This is a genomic window from Mycobacterium parmense (assembly GCF_010730575.1).
Lineage (GTDB): Bacteria > Actinomycetota > Actinomycetes > Mycobacteriales > Mycobacteriaceae > Mycobacterium > Mycobacterium parmense.
Window position 1 is genome coordinate 4756693 of the sequence record NZ_AP022614.1, and the last position, 14770, is coordinate 4771462.

The window sequence follows — 14770 nt, forward strand, 5'->3', positions numbered from 1 at the left end:
GGTTAGCCTACAGGGCATGCAGGACGTCGAGGACTTCCGGGCCGAGGTCCGCCAATGGCTCGCCGACAATCTGGTCGGCGAATTCGCGGCTCTCAAGGGCCTGGGCGGCCCGGGAAGCGAGCACGAGGCGTTCGAGGAGCGCCGCGCCTGGAACCAGCACCTCGCCAAGGCGGGCCTGACGTGCCTGGGCTGGCCTGTCGAACACGGCGGGCGTGGGCTTTCCACCGCCCACCGGGTCGCCTTCTACGAGGAGTACGCCCGCGCCGACGCCCCGGACAAGGTCAACCACTTCGGCGAGGAGCTGCTCGGACCGACGCTGATCGCGTTCGGCACGCCCGAGCAGCAGCAGCGGTTCCTGCCCCGCATCCTCGACGTCACCGAGCTGTGGTGCCAGGGATATTCGGAACCCGGCGCCGGCAGCGACCTGGCCAACGTGGCCACCACCGCCGAGCTGGACGGTGACCAGTGGGTGATCAACGGCCAGAAGGTGTGGACGTCGCTGGCGCACCTGTCGCAGTGGTGCTTCGTGGTCGCGCGCACCGAGAAGGGCTCCAAGCGGCATGCCGGCCTGTCCTACCTCCTGGTGCCGTTGGACCAGCCCGGCGTGCAGGTCCGGCCGATCGTCCAGATCACCGGCACCGCGGAATTCAACGAGGTGTTCTTCGACGACGCCCGCACCGACGCCTCGATGGTGGTCGGCCAGCCCGGCGACGGCTGGCGGGTGGCGATGGCGACGCTGACCTTCGAGCGCGGCGTGTCCACGCTCGGGCAGCAAATCGTCTATGCCCGTGAACTTTCCAATCTCGCCGCTCTCGCTCGGCGCAACGGTGCCGCCGACGACCCGTTCATCCGGGAGCGGCTGACCCGGGCCTGGACGGGTCTGCGGGCCATGCGGTCGTATGCCCTGGCCACCATGGATGTCGAGCAGCCCGGCCAGGACAACGTGTCGAAGCTGTTGTGGGCCAACTGGCATCGCGCTCTCGGTGAGCTGGCCATGGACGTGGTCGGCAAGCCCTCGATGACCCTGTCCGACGGTGAGTTCGACGAGTGGCAGCGGCTGTTCCTGTTCACCCGCGCCGACACCATCTACGGCGGCTCCAACGAGATCCAGCGCAACATCATCGCCGAGCGGGTGCTCGGCCTGCCGCGAGAGGTAAAGGGATGACGCTCTCCGAAGCGCCGAAAGAGATTGCCGGACACGGACTTCTGGAAGGCAAGGTAGTGGTGGTCACCGCCGCGGCAGGAACCGGCATCGGGTCGGCGACCGCGCGGCGGGCGCTGGCCGAGGGCGCCGAAGTGGTGGTCTCCGACCACCACGAGCGGCGACTGGGGGAGACGGCCGACGAGCTGAGCGCGCTGGGGCTGGGCCGGGTCGAGAAGGTGGTGTGCGACGTGACGTCCACCGCCCAGGTCGACGCCCTGATCGCCTCCACCACCGCGCGGATGGGCCGCATCGACGTGCTGGTCAACAACGCCGGGCTGGGGGGCCAGACGCCGGTGGTCGAGATGACCGACGACGAGTGGGACCGCGTCCTGAACGTGACGCTCAACTCGGTGTTCCGGGCCACGCGCGCGGCTCTGCGCTACTTCCGCGAAGCCAAACACGGCGGCGTGATCGTCAACAATGCCAGTGTGCTGGGCTGGCGCGCGCAGCACTCCCAGTCGCACTATGCGGCGGCCAAGGCGGGTGTGATGGCATTAACTCGTTGCAGCGCAATCGAAGCCGCGGAGTACGGCGTGCGGATCAACGCCGTCTCGCCCAGCATCGCGCGGCACAAGTTTCTGGAGAAGACGTCGTCGTCCGAGCTGCTCGACCGGCTCTCCGCGGGCGAGGCGTTCGGCCGTGCCGCCGAGCCGTGGGAGGTGGCCGCCACGATCGCCTTCCTGGCCAGCGACTACTCCAGTTACCTGACCGGCGAGGTCATTTCGGTGTCGAGCCAGCATCCGTGAGACGGGCCGGCCGGCAATCTCGCCTAGGCGAGGGCGGCGGAGAAACTTCCGCCCGCCACCAGCGCGATGATCAGCGCCGCAGTGGTCTGCCCCATCGACGCGGCCACGACGATTCCCACGATCGCGCTGATGAATATCGTGACCACGAATGCCGCCATCAGCATCGGGTGTGAGCCGGACGCGCCACGGGGGCGCGGCGCAGCTGAGGGCTTGTGCGAACGGTCAGCCATCACGCAACCTCCGAGGTGTGATCTCTGATACACCATAGCGCCCAATGTGCGGCACCTCACAACCCGGTGGGGTTCATTCGACGGGACCCGGGTGTGCCATCCGTCTGAGAACCCGCGGTGGCCAAGCAAGCGCTTGGTTGATATGCTGGGCCGGTGGACCGAGTGACCGGTCAGGCGAACAGCCGGCGAGACGAGCTGCTGGGTCTCGCCGCGACCATGTTCGCCGAGCGCGGGTTGCGCGCCACGACCGTGCGCGACATCGCCGATGGCGCCGGCATCCTGTCCGGCAGTCTGTACCACCATTTCTCCTCCAAGGAGGAGATGGTCGACGAGTTGCTGCGCGGCTTTCTGGACTGGCTGTTCGCCCGCTACCGCGAGATCGTCGACGGCGAACCCAATCCATTGGAGCGGCTCAAGGGGCTCTTCATGGCGTCGTTCGAGGCAATCGAACACCGGCATGCGCAGGTCGTCATCTACCAGGACGAGGCGCAGCGGTTGTCGACGCAACCCCGGTTCTCCTACATCGAGGACATGAACCGCCAGCAACGCAAGATGTGGGTCGAGGTGATCAACCAGGGCGTCGACGAGGGCTACTTCCGGCCCGACCTCAACGTCGACCTCATCTACCGTTTCATTCGAGACACCACCTGGGTGTCGGTGCGCTGGTATCAACCCGGCGGACCGCTCACGGCGCAACAGGTGGGCGCGCAATACCTGGCCATTGTCCTTGGCGGGATCACGAAACAAAAAGGAGTCTGACATGTCCGAGGCGTACGTCATCGACGCTGTGCGTACCGCGGTTGGCAAGCGCAACGGATCGCTGGCCGGGATTCACCCAGTCGACCTGGGTGCGCACGGGTGGCGCGGCCTGCTCGACCGGGTGGACGTCGATCCCGCCGCCGTCGACGACGTGATCGCCGGATGCGTCGACGCCATCGGGGGACAGGCGGGCAACATCGCGCGACTGTCGTGGCTGGCGGCCGGTTACCCCGAGGAGGTGCCCGGTGTCACCGTGGACCGGCAGTGCGGGTCCAGCCAGCAGGCCATTTCCTTTGGCGCGCAGGCGATCATGGCCGGCACCGCCGACCTCATCGTCGCCGGCGGTGTGCAGAACATGAGTCAGATCCCGATCTCCTCGGCGATGAACGTCGGTGAGCAGTTCGGCTTCACCTCGCCGACCAACGAGTCCAAGCAGTGGCTGCACCGCTACGGCGACCAGGAGATCTCGCAGTTCCGCGGCTCGGAGCTGATCGCCGAGAAGTGGAACATCTCTCGTGAGGAGATGGAGCGGTACGCGCTGACCAGTCACGAGCGCGCGTTCGCGGCGATCCGCGGCGGCCACTTCGACAACGAAATCATCACCGTGGAAACCGAATCCGGGCCGTTCCGGGTGGACGAAGGACCGCGCGAGTCGTCGCTGGAGAAGATGGCCGGCTTGAAGACCCTGGTCGAAGGCGGGCGGTTGACCGCGGCGATGGCCAGCCAGATCTCCGACGGCGCCAGCGCCGTGCTGTTGGCTTCCGAGCAGGCGGTCAAGGACCACGGCCTCAAGCCCCGCGCCCGCATCCACCACATCAGCGCCCGTGCCGCCGACCCGGTCTTCATGCTGACCGGCCCGATCCCCGCCACCCGCTACGCGCTGGACAAGACCGGGCTCTCGATCGGCGACATCGACACCGTCGAGATCAACGAGGCGTTCGCGCCGGTGGTGCTGGCGTGGCTCAAGGAGGTCAAGGCCGATCCGGAGAAGGTCAACCCCAACGGCGGCGCGATCGCGCTCGGGCACCCGCTCGGCGCCACCGGGGCAAAGCTTTTCACCACCATGCTGAACGAGCTCGAGCGCATCGGCGGCCGCTACGGCCTGCAGACGATGTGCGAGGGCGGCGGCACGGCGAACGTCACGATCATCGAGCGGCTGTAGCCGGCTCATCGGGTCGCCAGCACCAGCGCGATCCCGGCGAGCGCCAGCAGCCAACTCGTGAAGCTGCCCACCAGAAAGTACTCCGTCACCTCGTCGATGCCGACCTCCCCGTTGCGGTCTTTCTGGGCGCTCAGCTCGGGAAAACGGATGATGCCCTTGGCGGCGACGACGGCGCCGGCCGCGGCCACCTGCCCGCCGACGCCGAGGCTCAGGATCAGCAGCCGTTCCATCGGGCCCAGCAGCCGGCCGCCCTTGAGCCGGTCCGACGGCTGCGGCTCGCCTGCGGGGCGCACCGCCCCCACCGAGCCAAGCACCAGGCGCACCAACTGATTTCCGGTGGCGAACTGCATCGCCACCACACCGAGGATCATCAGCAGCCGCGTGGGCGTCACGTGGCCCAGCGGCAGCTGCACCCACGCCGACCACCGCCCGACGACTCCGCCGACCGCCGAGGACCAGCCGGACAAGACGATCAGCAGCACCAGCGCCGCGACGAATACGGCCAACGGGGCCGCCTGCTGCCCGCCGCTGCGCTCGCTGCGCAGGCACAGCCACTCCCACGCGATCGCCGCGGCGGCCGCCACCAGGAGCAGCGGGATATCGCCGCGATGCGACAGCGCGCCCAGCGCCGCGCACGCCACCACCACGGCCGGTCCGGTCGCCAGTGCAGGCCACGATCCGCGAACCGCTCGCCGGCACAGGTCCGCGACCCCGACCGCGATCAGGAAAACGGCGACGGCGCTCACCGCAGACTCCGAAGGTATTGCGACGCAAGGACGATGAGATCCAGGCCGTCGCGGCTGGCCCGCTGGGAGACCGCCGAGGCGCTGATGCCCTCGGCGGCGGCGAGTTCCTTCTTGGCGCGGCCGTCCATCAAACCCGTCACGATTCGCAGCGATCTTTCATCGAGCGATCCAAGCAGATGGTCCCGACAGATCAGCGCCGCGTTGACGGCGGCGACGTCTGTGCGCGTGTCCTCGGCCGCCCGAAAGGTGGTGCGCACCAGCGTGAAGCCGGGCTGTCGTTGCATTTGCGCGGTCGCCTGGATCGCCTCGCGCGCCGCCCACCACGTCGGCCCGTCCTGGATGCCGGCGTCGGGGTCCAAGACGGTGACGAGGCCCCAGCCGATCCCGAAGCGGACGTCGACCTCGGGGGCGAGGAGCAGTCGCAGGCGCAAGGCGGCGTCGACGGCGGCACCCACCGCGGGGTAGCTGCCCTGGAACTCGTCGCCGACGGTGAAGGCCGGGGCGGCGATCGCGCCGCCGGCGACCTCGCGCAGGGCTGTGCTCACGCGTCGATGCAGGGCGGACCGGTCGACGGCGCGCCGCGACGCGACGACGTCACCGATCACCGCCGCGCACGGTGAAGGGTTTTCCTTCACTACATTCATATGAAGACTATAGCTTCATTTAGCGATAATGCAGCTATCTGCTTAAGGTACCGACGACTCCGGCGATGATGTCGTCGACGGTGCGTGCCGCGAGCGCCTCGACCTCGCGTCGACCGGCGTGCCGCAGCGGTCCGCGCAGGGCAAGCTCGGCGAAGCCGTGTACCGCCGACCAGCAGGGCCATTCGGCGCCTTCGCGCCTTTCGGGGGGCAGCACCCGCGCGTCCGCCATCGCATCGAGCGCCTCGACCAACGCCACGTACGGCGGCGCGCCGGCGGTCTCGCCGGTCAGCAGGTCAGCGCCGAAAAAAGCCACGGTGAACCATCCCGGCTCGTCGAGAGCGAATTCGATGTAGCCGAGCCCGACCGCGCGGAGCCGATCATCCGGCCGCTGCGGCGCGGCGCCGCGCCGGCGCGGTCGGCTTTGCATCCGCGCCGCCATCCGGTGCTGGATAGCTGTCGCGACAGCGCCGAGCAGAGCTTCGCGATCGGCGAAGTGGCGATATGCGGCGTTGGGTGAAACTCCCACTCGGCGAGTCGCTTCCCGAATGGTGAGTGCGTCGGGACCGCCGGTCCGGGTGAGCTGCAGGCCGGCGTCGATCAGGGCGGTGCGCAGATCCCCGTGGTGATAGCCGGTCTTCGAGGTGGTCACGCTTGACCCTTCTCACGCGGGAAGTGTACGGTGTGAACATTACCATGTGGACACCGTGAACATAGGAAAGGGGAGGTGGTTCGTGAGCACCGCAGCATTGCCGCCGGTCGTGGACGAGCAGGTGTGGCGGCGCGAATTGGACGCGCTGCGCGCCCGGGAGAAGGCGGCCACTCGTGAGCTCGATGCGATCGCGGCGCAGCGACGCCGGCTACCCATGGTCGCGATGAGCGAGTACGTCCTGGAGGGCGAGGACGGACCGGTGCGGCTGGCCGACGTGTTCGACGGCAGGTCGCAGTTGATCGTGTACCACCACATGTGGTCTCCCGGCGAGAAGTGGCAGTGCCCGGGCTGCACCGGCTTCACGTCGCAGTTCACGCGGCTGGAGTTTCTCGACAACTACGACGCCCGCTTCGTCGTCGTCACACAGGGCCCCATTGACGAAGCGCTCGAATACAGGCGGCGGGTGGGGAACCGGATGGCCTGGTACTCCACCGCCGACAGTTCGTTCGGTGCCGACGTCGGTGCCCCACCGGGCGGCGGATTCGCGGTCAATGTGTTTCTGCGCGAGGGGGACAGGGTCTATCGAACCTGGCATACCGACGGGCGCGGCACCGAGCAACTCAGCCACTCGTTCGCGTTGATCGATCTGCTGCCGTACGGCCGCCAAGAAGAATGGCAGGACTCCCCGGACGGTTGGCCCCAGCGGCCCACGTACAGCGGATGGGCCGGCTCGCAGGAGATCGCGCGGGCCTACGGTGCTGACGCCGACGTCCAACCGGAGGGAGCGCGATGACCACCACGACGACCGGCCTGAGGACGATCAGCCTGGTGTGCGTACCGACACCCGAGCAGGACGAAGCGGTCGAGTTCTACGAGTCGCTCGGGTTCGAGAAGCGAACCGATCAGCCGTTCGGCGGCGGCTACCGGTGGATCGAGGTCTATCCGCCCGAGGGCATGACCGGCATCGCGCTCGCTCCGCCCCCGCCCGACGGCGGACCGGTGCAGCCCGCCAACACCGGTATCACGTTGTCCACCAGCGACATCGACGCCACTCACGCGGCCATGGCCGAACTCGGCATCGACGTCGACCCGCAGGTGTCGCGAATGGGCGAGCCGGTCCCGCCGATGTTCTGGTTCCGCGACCCGAGCGGACACACGCTGCTGGTCGTCGAGTCCTAGGCAACCACCGGCCACGGGCTCGCGGTCACTGCACCAGAGCGGCCGCCGACTGCAGGTGCGTGATCGCGTCGCGCACGATCGCCTCGATGAGTTCCGCGCACGACGGCAGGTCGTCGAGAATCCCGGCGACCTGACCGGAGGCGAGCACGCCGGCGTCGGTGTTGCCTTCCACCAGGCCCGCCTTCAGCAGCATCGGCGTGTTGGCCGCCATCACGACCTGTGACCACGTGAGGTCTTTGCCGTGCCGCATCGCCAGGCCGTCGGTGATCATCGACCGCCAGGTCATCTGCGACATCTGCTTGAACTTCGCCGCATTGCGCACCGCAGCGACCAAACCCCTTGCGGGTGAACCGCTCTCCAGCTTCTCGACCAGGCCGGTGCGCAGCACGCGGTGCGGCATGCCGTCGACGCGGGTGGTGACCACCGTGCCGTCCAGCGCCGCCTCGAGGTAGCGCCGTTTCACGGCGTCGGGCACGGTCGAGTCCGAGGTCAGCAGGAACCGCGTGCCCATCGCCACGCCGGCCGCGCCGTAGCTCAGAGCGGCAGCGAGGCCGCGCCCGTCGAAGAATCCGCCCGCCGCGATCACCGGGATCCCGCTGCCCTGCACGGCGTCCAGCACCGACGGCAGCAGCAGCGTGGTGGCGACGGGGCCGGTGTGTCCGCCGCCTTCACCGCCCTGCACGATCATCGCGTCCGCACCCCAGCCCGCGACCTTGCGCGCATGCTTCGCGGCGCCGATCGACGGGATGACCACGGACCCCGCCTCTTTCAGTCGCGCAATCAGTTCCTGCTTGGGCGCCAGCGCGAACGACGCCACCTTCACACCCTCGCGGATCATCAACTCGACGCGGTCCCCCGCGTCGGCCGCGTCGGCGCGGATGTTCACCCCGAACGGCTTGTCGGTGGCGGCCTTGACCTTGCCGATGGCCGTTGCCAGCTCGTCGAGCGTCATGGTGGCCGAGGCCAGGATTCCGAGTCCGCCCGCGTTCGCGGTCGCGGACACCAGCCGCGCGCCGGCGACCCAGCCCATCCCGGTCTGCACCACCGGGTGCTCGACGCCGACCAGCTCGGTCAGCGGCGTGCGCAGCTTCATGACCGTATCTCTTTATCCCGCAGCGACTTCGGGTCTATGACCTCGCGGATCAGGCGGAGCTCGTCGTCGGTCGGCAGGCGGGTTTCCGCTGCCTCGTCGAGACCGTGGATGTCGAACGAACTCGCTTCGCGGACGTCGTCGGGCGCCACGCCGGGGTGCAGCGAAAGCGCCCGCATGGACCGGTCGGGGCCGCCGAAGTCGAACACGCCGAGGTTGGACACCACCCGATACGTGTTGGCGAACCGGAATGCCGGGTTGTCCGCATCCACCTTGTCCCACCCGATTCCGCAGACCACGTCGACCGCCTCGCAGAAGACCCGCTTCGAGTGATTGCCCACCCAGTAGCTGGTCGCGTGGTTGATCGCGTTGCCGGGCGCGCCGCGGACCCCGAACATCTGCCGCGTCGGTCGTTGCAGCGGGCCGAACGCCGAGATGTTCTGATTGCCGAAGCGATCGACCTGGTTCGCGCCCATCACCACATGGCGCCGCCCCCAGGCCAGCGTCTCGAACACGCGGCCGAACGGCATCCAGCCCTCCACCGCTCCCGGCGCGCCGAGCGCCGGCGTGTCGGCCAGCAGCTGGGCCTCGCCGTCGGTCAGCACGATATCGGGGGAGAAGGTCAGCCGGGCCAGCCGCGCGCCCACCGACGCCATGTTGGTCATCGGGCTGACCATGATTTCGCCCGCGTCGGCGAACAGTTCGGCGCAGGCGACGGCGCAGATCTCGGCTCGGGTGCTGCTCACTTGGAGGCCTCCTCTGCGAACGCGCGAACCGCCGCCTGGTAGTCGTCCTCGCTGCCCGACAGGTAGGTCTGCACGAACGTCTGCCAGCCCTCCTGGGTGGCGGCCGCCTCGGCGTAGTGCCGCTGGAACTTTTCGTCGCGACCATAATCCGGTGCGGCGGTGGTGAAGTGGGCACCGCCGGGCGCCTCGACCACCGCGTCGACCATCATCCGGTTCACCAGCAACGCCTGGGGCGGGACCGCCTTGATCAACTCGTCGGTGGCCACGACGCGCTCCACCGACAGGTAGCGCTTCTGCGCGGCCATCAGGAACAGGTCGTCGAAATAGGGGTCGATCCCGGTGTAGGCGGCGTTTCCTTGGCTGTCACCGAGATTGAGGTGCACGAAGGCGGCGTCGAGCGTCAGCGCCGGCATTGCGATCAGCGTCTCGTGTCCGCCGCCGGGCGCGGGATAGGGGCTGGTCACCGTTTGCAGCTCGCCGTCCCAGAAGTCCGGGACAGAGCTACCCAGCCCGGCGCGGATCGGCAGGAACGGCAGCCGCTGCGCGGCGGCCTGCAGCCCGCACCGCAGCATGCCCTCGTCCATCTCCCGGGCCTCGATCGCACCGGCGCTGCGTGCCTTGGCGAACCACGGGTCATAGAACGGCGGCGAATCCAGCGACACGAAGCCGTAGTAGACGCGCTTGACCTTGCCCGCCGAACACAACAGCCCGACGTCCGGGCCGCCGTAGGTGACGACGGTGAGGTCGTTGACGTCGGTGCGCAGCATGGCGCGCACGAAGGCCATCGGCTTGCGCCGCGACCCCCAGCCGCCGATGCCGATCGTCATGCCGCTGCGCAGCCCGGCGACGGCGTGCTCGAGAGTGGTTCGTTTGTCCGACATTTAGGCCTTCTCGCCCTTCGTCGTGCCGGCGAACGCGTCCCGGTGCTCGTCGGACACGCCGGCGAGATTCAGCTCGAACGTGAAGCCCTGCTCCATGCGGTAACTCGAGTTCACCTGCTGCACGTCGATCAGGTTGAGCGCCTCTTTTGCCGCGCGGATGACCCGGGTGTCCTTGGCGGCGATGTCGCGGGCCACCCGCAGCGCGGCTTCGTCGAGCTCGGCGCGGGGCACCACCTCGTGCACGGAGCCGAAGTGGTGCAAAGTGGCGGCGTCCACGGTCGCCGCGGTGAAGAACAGCCGCCGCATCATGTGCTGCGGCACCAGGCGCGACAGGTGCGTCGCCGCCCCGAGTGCGCCGCGCTCCACCTCCGGTAGGCCGAAGGTCGCGTCGTCGGAGGCCACGATGACGTCGGCATTGCCGACGAGGCCGATGCCGCCTCCGACGCAGAATCCGTTGACCGCGGCGATCACCGGCACCGCGCACTCGTAGACCGCGCGGAACGCCGCGAAGCAGCCGCGGTTGGCGTCGATCAGGGCGGTGAAGCCTTCGGTGCGCTGCATCTCCTTGATGTCCACCCCGGCGTTGAAGCCGCGGCCCTCGGCCCGCAGGATGACCGCGTGGGTTTCGGGGTCCCGGCCGGCGGCCGTGATCGCGTCGCCGAGTTCGAACCAGCCGCGCGACGGGATGGCGTTGACGGGCGGAAAGTCGACGGTGACCGCGACGATGCCCGGTTCTGTGGTGGTGGATGTGATGGGCAAGGTGCCACTTCCTTGTGGGGGGTAACTACCTAAGCAAGCACTTGCTTGGTACGCTAGCACAGTGACTCGCGCCGAAGAACCCGACGCCATCGTGTTGGGATTGGCCGGGCGGGTGGTTCTGGTCACCGGCGGCATTCGAGGGGTAGGCGCCGGAATCAGTTCGGTCTTCGCCCGGCAGGGCGCGACCGTCGTCACCTGCGCGCGCCGTCCCGTCGAGGGGCTGCCGTATGAGTTCCACTCCTGCGACGTCCGCGACGACGATGCCGTCAAGGCGCTGATCGACGCGATCGTGGACAAGCACGGCAGCATCGACGTCGTCGTCAACAACGCCGGGGGCTCGCCGTACGTGCTGACGGCGGACTCCAGCGCGAAGTTCAACCGCAAGATCATAGAACTCAATCTCATTGGCGGACTCCAAGTTTCGCAACACGCCAATGCCAAGATGCAGAACCAGCCGGGCGGCGGGTCGATCGTCAACATCTGCAGCCTCAGCGGCCGGCGTCCGTCACCAGGGACGGGTGCGTACGGCGCCGCCAAGGCCGGGCTGGAAAGCCTCACGCAGACCCTTGCGGTGGAGTGGGGACCCAAGGTGCGGGTGAACGCGTGCGTGGTCGGCATGGTGGAGACCGAACAATCCGAGCTGTTCTACGGCAACGCCGAGTCGATCGCCGCGATTTCGCGGAACGTGCCCCTTGGCCGGCTGGCCAAGCCGGAGGACATCGGCTGGGCCGCCGCGTTTTTGGCATCGGACGCGGCGCGTTACATCAGCGGCGCCTCGCTGGAGGTGCACGGTGGCGGCGAGCCGCCGCACTATCTGTCCACGACCAACGCGAGCGCGGTCAAGTAGAGGAGACAACGGATATGGGAGTGGTCGACGGACGCGTCGTCATCGTCACCGGAGCGGGCGGTGGTATCGGTCGCGAACACGCGCTGGCCTTCGCGGCCGAAGGCGCGCGTGTGGTGGTCAACGACATCGGCGTGGGCCTGGACGGCTCGCCGGCGGGGGGCGGCAGCGCCGCGCAGGGCGTGGTCGACGAGATCACCGCGGCCGGCGGGGAAGCCATCGCCGACGGATCGAACGTCGCCGACTGGGACCAGGCGGCGGCCCTGATCGCGACCGCCGTCGAAACCTTCGGCGGGCTGGACGTTTTGGTCAACAACGCCGGCATCGTGCGCGACCGGATGATGGCCAACACCAGCGAAGAGGAGTTCGACGCCGTGGTCGCGGTGCACCTCAAGGGCCACTTCGCCACGATGCGCCACGCGGCGTCGTACTGGCGCGGGCTGTCCAAAGCAGGAAAAGGCCCGAAAGACATCGACGCGCGGATCGTCAACACCAGTTCGGGCGCGGGCCTGCAGGGCAGCGTCGGACAGGGCAACTACAGCGCCGCCAAGGCGGGCATCGCGGCGCTGACCCTGGTCGGCGCGGCCGAGATGGGTCGCTACGGCGTCACCGTCAACGCCATCGCGCCGTCGGCGCGCACCCGCATGACCGAAACGGTATTCGCCGAGATGATGGCAACGCAGGACCAGGATTTCGACGCGATGGCGCCGGAGAACGTCTCGCCATTGGTGGTCTGGCTGGGCAGTGCCGAATCCCGCGACGTCACCGGCAAGGTGTTCGAAGTCGAGGGCGGCAAGATCCGCGTCGCGGAGGGCTGGGCGCATGGTCCGCAGATCGACAAGGGCGCCAAGTGGGATCCGGCCGAGCTGGGTCCCGTGGTCGCCGACCTGCTGGCCAAGGCGCGCCCGCCGGTCCCGGTCTACGGCGCCTGAGGACCAAGCCCCTGCGTCGAACGTGCACTGGCTGCGAGATTTTGGCCCATTTCTCGCAGTGAGTACACGTTCGGTGGTCGGGGGAGGCTATGCGGGGTCGCAGATGACGACCGGGATGACCCGGTCCGTCCAGGACCGGTAATCGTCGAAGGACGGGTACATCGCGTCCAGCTTAGGCCAGTATTCTGCGCGCTCCGCCTCGGTGGCGTCGCGGGCCCGCAAGTGCAGCACCTCGTCCTTGATCTGCACCGAAACCCGTGGATCGGCCTTCAGATTCAGGTACCACATCGGGTGCTTGTCGCTGCCGCCCTTCGACGCGACCAGCACCACCCGGCTCCCCTCCCGCAGGTACAGCAGGGGGCTCACCCGTGGTTCGCCGGTCTTGCGTCCCGTCGTGGTGAGCAGGGCGACGGGAGCCTTGCCGAAGGTGCCGCCGAGTCTTCCGTTGCTGCGCCGGTAGATCCACGCGTTGCCCTTGGCCATGTATTTGATGATCAGGCCGACCCAGGGAGCGTTCAGTGAGCGGGGCTTCGCTTTCGGCATGTCGTTCCTAGCGCTGGATGTATGGGTGGAAGCGGACGTTGATGTGGTGTATTTCCGCGTTCCCGCTTGAACTTTCGGCGGGTATCACGAACGTCTCGTCGACCCGCGCGGCCACCCGCCGGCCACCGAACACCGCCTTGGTCGCCACGTTGTACGCGGCATGCACCTGATCGCCGCTGACGACGAAGTCCGGCGGCGAGGCGTCGGCGAGCAATCGGTACTGGATCCCGCGATTCAGGCTGCGCCGCAGGTGATTTCCGGAGAAGCCATTCTTGAGCCCCTGCTCGACGCGGGTGCAGCCCACGGCGAACGGGACGGTGTTGCCGTCATGGCTGATCAGCGCGTCGATGTAGGCCTGCGCCGCGGCGACGCGGCGCTCCTCGGGGACCAGCACGGACCGCGCTAGATGCGCTCGATGATGGTGCCCGTCGACAGGGCGCCGCCCGCGCACATGGTGATCAGCGCGGTGGTCTGGTCGGAGCGCTCCAGCTCGTGCAGCGCGGTGGTGATCAGCCGGCTGCCGGTGCTGCCCACCGGGTGACCCAGCGCGATCGCGCCGCCGTTCACGTTGACCTTGGCCATGTCGGGTTCGTGCACCCGCGCCCACGACAGCACCACCGACGCGAAGGCCTCGTTGATCTCGGTGATGTCGATGTCGCCCATCTTCATCCCGGCCTTCTCGAGGACCCGGGCGGTCGACTGCACCGGGCCGTCCAGGTGGTAGTAGGGCTCGGCCCCGACCAGCGCCTGGCTGATTATCCGGGCCCGCGGCCGCAGCCCGAGCGCCTTCGCCTTGTCCTCGTCCATCCACAAGACCGCCGCGGCGCCGTCGGAGATCTGCGACGACGTCCCCGCCGTGTGAATCCCGCCCTCGAGGACCGGTTTCAGCACGCTCAGGCCCGCGAGCGTGGTGTCGCGCAGGCCCTGGTCGCGGCTGATCGTGACGCGCTCGGAGGTCGGCTGCTTGTTCTCGTCGAGCGCCGGCGCCTCGATCGGGGAGATCTCGCGGTCGAAACGGCCTTCGTCCCACGCTTGCTTGGCCTTGACCTGGGACGCCAGCCCGAACTCGTCGATGTCGTCGCGGGTGATGCCGCGGCGCTTGGCGATCCGCTCGGCGGCGGTGAACTGGTCGGGCAGGTCGATGTCCCATGACGCGGGGCGCAGGATGCTGCGGTCGGGACCGGCGTTGGCGCCCAGGCCGACACGGCTCATGGCCTCGATCCCGCACGCGATGCCGACGTCGATCGCTCCGGCCGCGATCAGTCCGGCGATCAGGCCATTGGCCTGCTGCCCGCTGCCGCACTGGCAGTCCACGGTCATCGCGCCGACGTGCTCCGGCAGCCCGGCGACCAGCCAGCTCACCCTGCTGATGTTGTTGGACTGCTCGCCGTACTGTGTGACGCAGCCGCCGATCACCTGCTCGACATCGCCGGCGTCGATGCCGGCTTTCTCCACGAGGGCCTTCTGCACCGCGCCCAACAGCTCGGTGGCATGCAGTCCGGACAGCCATCCGTTGCGTTTGCCGATCGGGCTGCGAGTGGCTTCGACGATTACCGGGTTACCCATGGGGCCAGGCTAGAACACGTTTCATTACTATGACAAGCGACGATGCCCCAGCGCCTTTTGTCTGCGGTGGAGGCATGTTTTACTGGAACT

The 14770-nt window shown here is 68.4% G+C and carries 19 protein-coding genes; 8 read left to right on the forward strand and 11 right to left on the reverse strand.

Translation table 11 applies throughout. The annotated features are described in order from the left end of the window. Positions 1-16 precede the first annotated feature (16 nt). Both ipdE1 and ipdF read left to right on the forward strand, forming a co-directional pair. The gene (ipdE1, locus tag G6N48_RS21885; RefSeq protein ID WP_085268231.1) at positions 17-1165 is read left to right on the forward strand and encodes an acyl-CoA dehydrogenase IpdE1; all 1149 of its coding nucleotides are present in this window, start codon (positions 17-19) and stop codon (positions 1163-1165) included. Further along, the gene (gene ipdF / locus G6N48_RS21890; RefSeq protein ID WP_085268232.1) at positions 1162-1950 is read left to right on the forward strand and encodes a (5R,7aS)-5-hydroxy-7a-methyl-1-oxo-2,3,5,6,7,7a-hexahydro-1H-indene-carboxyl-CoA reductase; all 789 of its coding nucleotides are present in this window, start codon (positions 1162-1164) and stop codon (positions 1948-1950) included. Before ipdE1 ends, ipdF begins: the two co-directional genes overlap by 4 nt. Before the next feature lie 23 nt (positions 1951-1973). On the opposite strand, the gene G6N48_RS21895 is transcribed toward ipdF, so the two are convergent. After that, on the reverse strand, positions 1974-2180 hold the full coding sequence (locus tag G6N48_RS21895; RefSeq protein WP_139825680.1) for a hypothetical protein: 207 nt from the start codon (positions 2178-2180) through the stop codon (positions 1974-1976). A gap of 153 nt (positions 2181-2333) precedes the next feature. Between G6N48_RS21895 and kstR2 the strand changes: the two genes are divergently transcribed. After that, positions 2334-2939, forward strand: coding sequence for a TetR family transcriptional regulator KstR2 (kstR2, locus tag G6N48_RS21900; protein ID WP_139825681.1), 606 nt, complete (start codon positions 2334-2336; stop codon positions 2937-2939). Position 2940: 1 nt separating this feature from the next. Next, positions 2941-4101: a steroid 3-ketoacyl-CoA thiolase FadA6 gene (fadA6, locus tag G6N48_RS21905; RefSeq protein WP_085268234.1), complete on the forward strand. Its 1161-nt coding sequence runs from the start codon at positions 2941-2943 to the stop codon at positions 4099-4101. 5 nt (positions 4102-4106) lie between these two features. Here fadA6 and G6N48_RS21910 read toward each other — a convergent pair whose 3' ends face one another. From G6N48_RS21910 to G6N48_RS21920, 3 genes are read right to left on the reverse strand one after another with little or no spacing between them, the layout of a single operon-like run. Continuing rightward, on the reverse strand, positions 4107-4847 hold the full coding sequence (locus G6N48_RS21910; RefSeq protein ID WP_085268235.1) for a hypothetical protein: 741 nt from the start codon (positions 4845-4847) through the stop codon (positions 4107-4109). Further along, complete coding sequence (locus G6N48_RS21915; protein WP_085268236.1) at positions 4844-5491, reverse strand: SatD family protein; 648 nt, start codon at positions 5489-5491, stop codon at positions 4844-4846. Before G6N48_RS21915 ends, G6N48_RS21910 begins: the two co-directional genes overlap by 4 nt. Before the next feature lie 34 nt (positions 5492-5525). Continuing rightward, complete coding sequence (locus G6N48_RS21920) at positions 5526-6140, reverse strand: TetR/AcrR family transcriptional regulator (RefSeq protein ID WP_085268237.1); 615 nt, start codon at positions 6138-6140, stop codon at positions 5526-5528. Positions 6141-6222: 82 nt separating this feature from the next. On the opposite strand from G6N48_RS21920, the gene G6N48_RS21925 reads away from it, so the two are divergent. Together G6N48_RS21925 and G6N48_RS21930 are read left to right on the forward strand one after the other, a co-directional pair. Beyond that, a complete protein-coding gene (locus tag G6N48_RS21925) occupies positions 6223-6933 on the forward strand; it encodes a DUF899 domain-containing protein (RefSeq protein WP_085268238.1) in 711 nt (236 codons plus the stop codon). After that, on the forward strand, positions 6930-7319 hold the full coding sequence (locus G6N48_RS21930) for a VOC family protein (RefSeq protein WP_085268239.1): 390 nt from the start codon (positions 6930-6932) through the stop codon (positions 7317-7319). The genes G6N48_RS21925 and G6N48_RS21930 overlap by 4 nt, the downstream gene beginning before the upstream one ends. A gap of 25 nt (positions 7320-7344) precedes the next feature. Here the strand turns inward: G6N48_RS21930 and ipdC are convergent, their stop codons facing one another. From ipdC to echA20, 4 genes are read right to left on the reverse strand one after another with little or no spacing between them, the layout of a single operon-like run. Then, positions 7345-8412: a (3aS,4S,5R,7aS)-5-hydroxy-7a-methyl-1-oxo-octahydro-1H-indene-4-carboxyl-CoA dehydrogenase gene (gene ipdC, locus G6N48_RS21935; protein ID WP_085268240.1), complete on the reverse strand. Its 1068-nt coding sequence runs from the start codon at positions 8410-8412 to the stop codon at positions 7345-7347. Then, on the reverse strand, positions 8409-9155 hold the full coding sequence (gene ipdB, locus G6N48_RS21940; RefSeq protein WP_085268241.1) for a cholesterol ring-cleaving hydrolase subunit IpdB: 747 nt from the start codon (positions 9153-9155) through the stop codon (positions 8409-8411). Before ipdB ends, ipdC begins: the two co-directional genes overlap by 4 nt. Further along, complete coding sequence (ipdA, locus tag G6N48_RS21945; RefSeq protein ID WP_085268242.1) at positions 9152-10036, reverse strand: cholesterol ring-cleaving hydrolase subunit IpdA; 885 nt, start codon at positions 10034-10036, stop codon at positions 9152-9154. The genes ipdB and ipdA overlap by 4 nt, the downstream gene beginning before the upstream one ends. Further along, positions 10037-10795, reverse strand: a complete 759-nt coding sequence (echA20, locus tag G6N48_RS21950; protein ID WP_085268243.1) for a (7aS)-7a-methyl-1,5-dioxo-2,3,5,6,7,7a-hexahydro-1H-indene-carboxyl-CoA hydrolase — start codon at positions 10793-10795, stop codon at positions 10037-10039. It lies immediately after the preceding gene. A gap of 88 nt (positions 10796-10883) precedes the next feature. Here echA20 and G6N48_RS21955 point away from each other — a divergent pair, with 88 nt between their 5' ends. Together G6N48_RS21955 and G6N48_RS21960 are read left to right on the forward strand one after the other, a co-directional pair. After that, complete coding sequence (locus G6N48_RS21955; RefSeq protein ID WP_085268431.1) at positions 10884-11642, forward strand: SDR family oxidoreductase; 759 nt, start codon at positions 10884-10886, stop codon at positions 11640-11642. A gap of 14 nt (positions 11643-11656) precedes the next feature. After that, positions 11657-12571 carry an SDR family oxidoreductase gene (locus G6N48_RS21960; protein ID WP_085268244.1) on the forward strand — a complete coding sequence of 305 codons (915 nt, stop codon included), beginning with the start codon at positions 11657-11659 and terminating at the stop codon, positions 12569-12571. A gap of 87 nt (positions 12572-12658) precedes the next feature. Here G6N48_RS21960 and G6N48_RS21965 read toward each other — a convergent pair whose 3' ends face one another. From G6N48_RS21965 to G6N48_RS21975, 3 genes are read right to left on the reverse strand one after another with little or no spacing between them, the layout of a single operon-like run. Further along, positions 12659-13114 (reverse strand): nitroreductase family deazaflavin-dependent oxidoreductase, encoded by a 456-nt coding sequence (locus tag G6N48_RS21965; protein WP_085268245.1) that lies wholly within the window; start codon positions 13112-13114, stop codon positions 12659-12661. 7 nt (positions 13115-13121) lie between these two features. Further along, a complete protein-coding gene (locus G6N48_RS21970) occupies positions 13122-13508 on the reverse strand; it encodes a hypothetical protein (protein WP_085268246.1) in 387 nt (128 codons plus the stop codon). 8 nt (positions 13509-13516) lie between these two features. Further along, positions 13517-14680: a steroid 3-ketoacyl-CoA thiolase gene (locus tag G6N48_RS21975; RefSeq protein WP_085268247.1), complete on the reverse strand. Its 1164-nt coding sequence runs from the start codon at positions 14678-14680 to the stop codon at positions 13517-13519. Between the last annotated feature and the right edge of the window lie 90 nt (positions 14681-14770).